Here is an 8497-nt window from a genome sequence, read left to right on the forward strand (position 1 = left end):
ATCAGCGTTCGAGCCATACTGTATCGCGTTTTCTGAGTTTTATCGGACAGCAATAATTTTATTAAGGTATGTCAAAGCGGAGCGAATTAGATGACAGACTTAATTGGTTGTTGCAAAGGTCGAGAAAAAAGAGACTTCGGTTTAGCCTGTCGCAGTCGATGTGACTAACCTGTGAAAGTTATTGATTGCGTAGAAGTTGCGAGGGAGCCATTCCGAACCGTTGCTTGAAGCATCGGGTGAAGTGGGAGAAACTTTCAAATCCCAGGTCGGTGAGAATTTCTCCCGGATGTTTGCCGGAAGTAATGAGGAAGTAAGCTTCTTCCAGCCGGCGGGCAATGAGCCAACGGGAAGGGGTGGTGTTGAACTCTTGAATAAAGTCGCGCCGGAATGTAGAGAGGCTACGTCCGGTAGCTTGTGCCAGTTGTTGCAGAGGTATGTTGTGGCGGAAATTATTCTCCATAAATGTGCGTAAACTAATTTTTTGCCAATGGTTGTGTGTCGCAAACCAATAATACATCCGTTCGTCCAGTGCCACTAGGATATGGATACATTCTTGTATTTTCATTTTTGTAAATCTCCATTCGGCACGAAATCCTTGTCGTATACCGTCTGCCAGCAACAGGCTTAGTCCATGAAGCAAAGGATGGTCGGACAGTTGTTGTATCTTGTCATTTAGTCCTGTGTCTTTCTTGTCCGGAGCAGTGTTGTGAAAGAAATAATCATCTATATCCATTTCGGAAATACGGATGTTGATAGCGTGAAAGTAGCCTTCTTCTCCTTCGTCGGGCAGGAAGATGATGCTGGCCTTTTGCCGGCGGGCTATTACGAAACTATCGCCGGAGACGAATTGTTTATTCTCGTTTTCTACCTTAACACTACCGGTGCCTGCTATGATATAGGTATAAAGAAAATCGGGCAGGGAATAGGTGACAGTTTTGGGGGTATGTCCGAAGTTTCGGAAGATGACAGGTTCAGACATGTGTGTATCCTTGTGAGGATTGGAGTATTCAGCTTGTTCTTTCATTATGAATAGTGTTTTATTGTTTTCGCGTGCAAAGTTCACTACAATACGCCGGATGTTTCCGTCCTGTTTGATACTCTGTTCGTTCTGATTGTCGCTAATTAGACTGGAGATTCTATATAATAAGGTACGATATATGCAGCATGGCTGTTGGAGACTATTCACTACGAATCCTGCAGGCTAATGCATCTATTGCAAAATGCAGAACTTTGCAACATCAAATTTTACCTATCATATTTTTTCTACACTTTACATACTTTATTTGTGTTTGTGTTTGTTCGTGTCCCGAGGCCGTGATGGTTCCGGGGCATTTCTTTTGTGACGCATAACTTCTTTGGGTTATTGTCTTTGACATTGACAGGCTAATGTATTCATCTTTGCTTTCCGACCTTTGCAGCCAGAAAATTTAATTAAGCATGAATATGAAAAATTTGTTTAGGATTAGATGGATAAAGGCAGTCTGTATACTTTCTTTTTGCGGAATGTCCTTAGTTTCCTGCAGGGAAAATTCGTCGGGCGGGGCTTCGGCTAAAACGTATGAGACAATGACAATTACCTCTTCTTTCAAGACTCTTTACAGTCGCTATACGACTACTCTGCAAGGTCGTCAGGATGTAGAGATTCGTCCGCAGGTATCGGGCACTATTACGACCGTTTGTGTAGAAGAGGGAGCAAAGGTCAGCAAAGGTCAGATTTTGTTTATTATTGACCAGGTGCCGTATGAGGCTGCGTTGAAAACAGCTACGGCACAAGTCGAGGTAGCCAAGTCGAACGTAGCTACCGCCCGCATTACTATGGAAAGTAAAGCGGAGTTATTCAAACAGCATATCATTTCTTCTCTCGAAAAGCAAACGGCGGAAAATACTTTTGCCAGTCAGGAAGCCGAGCTGGCTTTGGCCTTGGCACAGGAAGAGAATGCCCGCAATAATCTCTCCTATACAGTTGTGAAAAGCCCGGTTGACGGCATAGCCGGAATGTTGCCTTATCGGGTGGGAGCACTGGTGAGTCCCACTATGACTACTCCGCTGACTACTGTTTCGGATAACAGTGAGATTTATGCTTATTTCTCCATGACCGAGGCACAGATACTTTCTCTTTCGCGTCAGAACGGTTCGCTTCGCAAAGCACTTGTAGCCATGCCGGATGTCCGTCTGATTCTTAGTGACGGTTCGGAATATGCTTATCGGGGAACAATAGATGCGGTGAGCGGGGTGATTGACGCCACGACGGGCGCTGTCAGTTTGCGTGCAACTTTTCCAAATGCGGAAGGAGTTATCTTGAGCGGCGGTTCGGCCACGCTTGTGTTTCCTTATGAACGGGAGTCCTGTTTCGTTATTCCGCAGAGTGCCACGTATGAAGTACAAGATAAGATATACGTATTCAGGGTGGTAAACGGGAAGGCTACGGCAACTCTCGTAACTGTTTCGGCAACCAGTGACGGAAAAGAATATATCATTGAAAACGGACTGGCGGCAGGTGATGTGATTGTCACCGAAGGAGTCAGCACGTTGAAGGAGGGTACGGTTGTTCAATCGAAAACCATAAGTACCGGCCAGTCAAAAACTGGAAATACTAACTCTTAATTTCCATCAGCATGAACGTACAAAAATTCATTGACCGTCCGATTCTTTCTGTTGTAATCTCGGTCACTATACTTTTCGTGGGCATCATTGGTCTTCTGACTTTACCGGTGGAACAATATCCGGATATTGCTCCGCCTACCGTTATGGTGCGCGCTTCCTACACCGGAGCGAATGCGGAAACAATTCAGAAATCCGTTATCGTCCCTTTGGAAGAGAGCATCAACGGGGTGGAGAACATGACTTATATGACATCCGAAGCAACCAATACGGGCTCTGCCACCATTAACGTCTTTTTCAAGCAAGGCACCGACCCCGATATGGCGGCTGTCAATGTGCAGAATCGTGTGGCAAAGGCTAACGGACTGCTTCCGTCGGAAGTGACACAGATTGGTGTCACTACCATTAAACGGCAGAACAGTATGCTGAAAATCTTTTCTCTTTATAGCGAGGATGAAGCGTATGATGAAAACTTCCTGACCAACTATCTGAAGATTAATATCCAACCGGCTATTCTTCGTATCCAGGGAGTAGGTGAGATTGTGACGATGGGGTCGGATTACTCCATGCGTATTTGGCTACAGCCGGAAAAGATGGCGCAATATAACCTTGTGCCGGATGATATAGCCACCGTATTGGGAGAACAGAATCTCGAATCACCTACCGGTTCGCTGGGCGAGAATTCGGGAAGCACTTTTAAATATACGATGAAGTATAAAGGCCGTTTGGAAAAGCCTGAAGAATTTGGAGAGATGGTAGTCCGTTCGTTGCCGGACGGAGAAGTGTTGAGGCTGAAAGATGTGGCTGTAATCGAGTTGGGAGCACAAACATACAACTTCGACGGACAGACGGACGGATACGCAGGAACTTCCTGCATGGTATTCCAAACGGCAGGTTCCAATGCGAATGAAGTGGTTTCAGAGATAAATGACTATTTGGCCGGTATTGAGAAAGACCTGCCTAAAGGGGTGAAGATTGCCCATCTGATGAGTACGAAGGACTTTCTGGACGCTTCGATTGATGAAGTAATCAAAACATTGGTAGAAGCGATTCTGCTGGTGGTACTTATTGTGTATGTGTTTCTTCAGAATCTACGTTCCACACTGATTCCTACTATCGGCATTATAGTTTCACTGGTCGGTACATTTGCTTTTCTGTCTGTCGCGGGGTTTAGTATCAACTTGTTGACGCTCTTTGCGCTTATTCTTGTGATTGGTACAGTGGTGGATGATGCTATTGTTGTGGTGGAAGCAGTGCAGGCTAAGTTCGATGTCGGCTACGAGTCGCCTTATCTCGCTACGGTGGATGCCATGAGGGGTATTACTTCCGCCATTATATCTTGCTCACTGGTGTTCATGGCGGTATTTATTCCGGTTGCGTTTATGGGTGGGACTTCCGGTACGTTTTATACTCAGTTCGGGATAACGATGGCGGTGGCGGTCGGCATTTCGGCAGTAAATGCGCTGACATTGAGTCCGGCATTGTGCGCTCTGATTATGCGTCCTCACGGAGCAGGGACACGCTCTTTATCGGCCCGCTTCCGCATTGCATTTGAAACATCGTTCGGGCGGTTACAGTCAAAATATAAGAGTGGTGTCATGTTCTTTATTCGTCGTAAATGGTTGGCATGGGGGATGTTGGCTTGTGCTATCGTATTGCTTGTCGTACTCATGCAGACTACCAAGACGGGATTGGTTCCGCAGGAAGATGTCGGTTCTGTCTTTGTCGATGTCAGTACGGCGCCGGGCAGTACGGTGGAACAAACCCGTTCTGTGCTCGACCGGATAGAAGCACGTATCAAGGACTTGCCACAGATTGAGCATTACTCCAAGGTGGCAGGAAACGGACTGACTTCGGGCGAAGGTTCTTCGTATGGTATGTTTATCATCAAACTGAAACATTGGGATGAACGTCCCGGCAAAGAAAATAGTGTCGAGGTGTTGATGGATACGTTGAATGCACGTATGACGGACATTGGTGACGCACAAGTTTTTGTGTTTACCCCGCCGATGATTGCCGGATATGGACAGAGCAGTGGCTTTGAACTTTATTTGCAGGATAAAAAAGGGGGGAGCCTGACAGAACTTTATAATGTGAGCCAGTCTTTCATAGAGAAGTTGAGGGAACGCCCGGAGATTGGAGCAGCCTATACATCGTTCAGTATTAATTTTCCGCAATACTCGGTAGATGTGGATGCGGCGAAATGTAAACGGGCGGGTGTATCTCCGAATGATGTGTTGAGCACTCTTTCCGGATATTATGGTGGTTCGTATGCTTCCAATTTCAATCGCTTCACAAAGTTATATAGGGTGCTTATTCAAGCTTCTCCCGAATACCGGATTGACAAGGAATCGCTTAATAATATTTTCGTCCGCAATGAAAGTGGGAAGATGGCACCTGTCGGACAGTTCGTTACGCTGACAAAGGTGTATGGTGCCGAATCGGTCAGCCGTTTCAATCTGTTCAGTAGTATTGCTATAAATGGTTCGGCGGCCGGCGGATATAGTTCCGGTGATGCGATTCGTGCCGTCAAAGAAGTGGCTACTGAATACTTGCCTACGGGTTATGGATATGACTTTGGCGGTATCACCCGTGAAGAGGCTGGTACAGGAAGCAACGTGGTTGTTATTTTCGGTATCTGCATTGTGCTGGTGTACCTTATATTATGCGCGCTTTACGAAAGTCTTTTCATTCCGTTGGCAGTCATACTTTCCGTACCTTTCGGATTGGCAGGAAGTTTCTTGTTTGCTAAGATGATGGGGCTCGAAAATAACATCTATCTGCAAACGGGGCTTATCATGCTCATCGGGTTATTGGCAAAAACGGCAATTCTACTAACGGAATACGCTACGGAACGTCGACGGCTTGGACTTAGTCTGACACTCTCGGCACTGACGGCTTCCGTCGTTCGCCTGCGTCCTATCCTGATGACGGCTCTTACGATGATATTCGGCCTGCTGCCGTTGATGTTTGCATCCGGTGTGGGGGCAAAGGGTAATACTTCACTCGGTACGGGCGTCGTAGGAGGTATGCTGATAGGAACATTGGCTTTGCTGTTTATTGTCCCCGTATTGTTTATCGTATTCCAATATATGGAAGAGAAAGTAATGAAAAGAAAGAAGATATGAGAAAATTAGTATTATTAATACCGGCAATTGTTCTTTTGAGCAGTTGCCACATTTACAAGGCTTATGAACGTCCGGAAGTAAATACGCAAGGACTTTATCGGGATACGCTAGTCTCTTCCGATACCTTGAATTTTGGAAATCTTCCCTGGCGGGAAGTTTTTCGGGATACTGCCTTGCAGACTTTGATAGAGCTAGGATTGAAGAGTAATGTCGATTTGCAAACAGAGCAACTTCGAATTAAACAGGCGGAAGCGGCTTTGCTTTCTTCCAAATTATCTTATCTGCCTTCTGTTCAGTTCAACTCCCAGGGAACAATCAATAGTTTCAACCGTCAGTCGGCTGCCCGAAGTTATCAGTTACCCGTCGCGGCAAGCTGGGAAATAGATTTGTTTGGAAATCTGTTGAATGCAAAGAGAGAGGCGAAGATGGCTCTTTTGCAAAGCGAGGCCTATCGTCAGGCGGTGCAGACACAGTTGATTGCTTCCATTGCTAACAGTTATTATACCTTGCTCATGCTCGACAAACAATTGGCAATCAGTGAAGAAACTACCCGGAACTGGGAACAGAGTGTAGCGACAATGCGGGCAATGAAAGTAGCAGCGCTTACCAATGAAGCAGCCGTAACGCAAAGTGAAGCAAACTATTATCAGATTAGGGCGACATTGCCTGATTTACGCCGTCAGATTCGGGAAGTGGAGAATGTACTGTCTGTTATGATGGGACAGCCCCCACACGCTATTGCCCGTAGCGAATGGCAGGAAGCCGGTTACGATATGCCCGAATGTCTTTCTGCCGGAGTTCCTTTACAATTATTGTCCAACCGTCCGGATGTGAAACAGGCGGAAATGGCTCTGGCTACCGCCTACTACGCCACAAACTCCGCCCGTTCGGCTTTCTATCCTCAAATTACTATTTATGCTTCTGCCGGATGGACGAATAGTACAGGTACGGCTATTCTGAATCCTGCCCGTTTTCTGGCAACGGCTATCGGTTCATTAGTACAGCCGTTGTTTAATAAAGGTAAGAATATCGCCCGTCTGAAAATTGCGAAAGCCCAACAGGAAGAGGCTTTGCTTAATTTTCAACAGAGTTTACTCAATGCTGGCAGTGAAGTGAGTAATGCGTTATATCAATTCCATTCTTCCGGCGAAAAAAGCGAACAGCGTGTTCATCAGGTTGAAGCGTTGAGGCAGTCTGTGCAATATACACAGTCATTGATGCGTTTGGGAACATCGACCTATCTGGAAGTTTTAACAGCCCAACAAAATTTGCTTACTGCGCAACTTACACAGGTGAGTGACAGGTTTGAACAGATGCAGGCTGTGATTAATCTTTATCAGGCATTAGGAGGTGGAAGAGATGATTGATATTTTGTTTTCCGGGATTAAATGAAAGGATATAAACAGGATTGGCTTGTCCGGATATTGGAAACAAGTTGGATAAGTACAAACGGATTAAATAGTTAAATCTGTGTGTATTATTGTTTATCCTTTAAACTTTCTCTCTTTTCGTATTGTTGAAGTAGCAATTATTAATCAAAACAGTAATCAGTTATGAAAGAGAAGAAAGTAGCCCGTGAGGAACGGAATCAAGAGAAGCTGGCTAATGCCGATTGGGTAATGGCAGAGTTTTATGCCACATGGTGTCCTCATTGCCAGCGTATGAAACCTGTCGTTGAGGAATTTAAGAAACTAATGGAAGGAACGCTCGAAGTAGTGGAAGTAGACGTAGACCAGGAAACTGCCCTTACAGATTTCTACACCATCGAATCAACGCCTACATTTATCCTTTTCAGAAAAGGAGAGCAACTTTGGAGACAATCCGGCGAACTTACTTTGGAAAGGTTGGAAAGAGCCGTGAAGGGATTCAAATCTTGAAAAAGTATTAATAAAAGAGGTGTTATTCCTCGGAAAGTTTTAAATCATGTTATGAAACATACTTTTTTATTTGGATAATTTGCAGATAATCGGAAAGTCCGTATCTTTGCACTGTGTTTTTCATAGTATTAGATTTAAGGTTAACAAAGGTTGGAGCAAGGCGTTGCTCCTTTTTTTATGCCCGTACCTCACTTTCTACTAAATAATATTGATTTTTACGGGATTGGATAATGACTGCTACACTTGAATGTTTATCTTTGTGGATAATATAATATCCGATACTATTTCATTAAAAAAACTACTAATAAAAAACTGATACTATGAACATCGACTTTATCACGCTTACCAAAGACAACATAGGGAAAGAACATATCTGCTGCGCTTTCTCGGATAAGAAATGCCAGGAAAGTTATAACCTGAAAAAAGAATGGCTGAAGAAGCAATTTGAAAACGGGTATGTTTTTCGTCGTTTGAATGAGCGTGCGAAAGTATTTATCGAATATGGCCCGGCCGAAAACGGGTGGGTTCCTGTGAAGGCTGACAATTACCTGTTGATAAACTGCTTTTGGGTAGCCGGGCAGTATAAAGGAAAAGGGTATGCGAAAGCTCTGCTCCAAACTGCGATAGAGGACGCTTTGCAGCAAGGCAAGGATGGCTTGGTGACAGTGGTAGGAACAAAAAAGTTTCATTTTATGAGTGATACCAAATGGCTGTTGCGACAGGGATTTGTTGTTTGCGAAGAGCTTTCGACAGGATTTAGTCTGTTGGTGAAGAAATTGAATGTTGATGCTCCGAATCCGACGTTTAATGAGCCTGCACGAACAGGAGAGTGCCCCGATAAAAAGGGTATCACTGTTTATTTCTCCAACCGTTGTCCGTTTGCAGAATTTC

At 44.8% G+C, this 8497-nt stretch carries 6 protein-coding genes; 5 read left to right on the forward strand and 1 reads right to left on the reverse strand.

The window, feature by feature from the left end; all coding sequences use genetic code 11:
* Positions 1–178 precede the first annotated feature (178 nt).
* Positions 179–1024 (reverse strand): AraC family transcriptional regulator, encoded by an 846-nt coding sequence (locus RDN93_RS20870; protein WP_308747271.1) that lies wholly within the window; start codon positions 1022–1024, stop codon positions 179–181.
* Between the two features lie 479 nt (positions 1025–1503).
* Here RDN93_RS20870 and RDN93_RS20875 point away from each other — a divergent pair, with 479 nt between their 5' ends.
* From RDN93_RS20875 to RDN93_RS20895, 5 genes are all read left to right on the forward strand, one after another.
* Positions 1504–2604 carry an efflux RND transporter periplasmic adaptor subunit gene (locus RDN93_RS20875; protein WP_308747272.1) on the forward strand — a complete coding sequence of 367 codons (1101 nt, stop codon included), beginning with the start codon at positions 1504–1506 and terminating at the stop codon, positions 2602–2604.
* Between the two features lie 11 nt (positions 2605–2615).
* Complete coding sequence (locus RDN93_RS20880) at positions 2616–5729, forward strand: efflux RND transporter permease subunit (protein WP_308747273.1); 3114 nt, start codon at positions 2616–2618, stop codon at positions 5727–5729.
* Complete coding sequence (locus RDN93_RS20885; RefSeq protein WP_308747274.1) at positions 5726–7096, forward strand: TolC family protein; 1371 nt, start codon at positions 5726–5728, stop codon at positions 7094–7096. Before RDN93_RS20880 ends, RDN93_RS20885 begins: the two co-directional genes overlap by 4 nt.
* A 186-nt stretch (positions 7097–7282) precedes the next feature.
* Complete coding sequence (locus tag RDN93_RS20890; protein ID WP_308747275.1) at positions 7283–7606, forward strand: thioredoxin family protein; 324 nt, start codon at positions 7283–7285, stop codon at positions 7604–7606.
* Positions 7607–7926: 320 nt separating this feature from the next.
* Positions 7927–8497: GNAT family N-acetyltransferase (locus tag RDN93_RS20895; protein WP_308747276.1), on the forward strand; the 571-nt coding region annotated here is incomplete at its 3' end.

This window comes from uncultured Bacteroides sp. (genome assembly GCF_902491285.1).
Lineage (GTDB): Bacteria > Bacteroidota > Bacteroidia > Bacteroidales > Bacteroidaceae > Bacteroides.

Excerpts from the sequence above, each read along its gene's own strand:
- RDN93_RS20870 (WP_308747271.1), bottom strand. The coding sequence starts at position 1,024 with ATGAAAGAACAAGCTGAATACTCCAATCCTCACAAGGATACACACATG.
- RDN93_RS20875 (WP_308747272.1), top strand. The coding sequence starts at position 1,504 with ATGTCCTTAGTTTCCTGCAGGGAAAATTCGTCGGGCGGGGCTTCGGCT.
- RDN93_RS20880 (WP_308747273.1), top strand. The coding sequence starts at position 2,616 with ATGAACGTACAAAAATTCATTGACCGTCCGATTCTTTCTGTTGTAATC.
- RDN93_RS20885 (WP_308747274.1), top strand. The coding sequence starts at position 5,726 with ATGAGAAAATTAGTATTATTAATACCGGCAATTGTTCTTTTGAGCAGT.
- RDN93_RS20890 (WP_308747275.1), top strand. The coding sequence starts at position 7,283 with ATGAAAGAGAAGAAAGTAGCCCGTGAGGAACGGAATCAAGAGAAGCTG.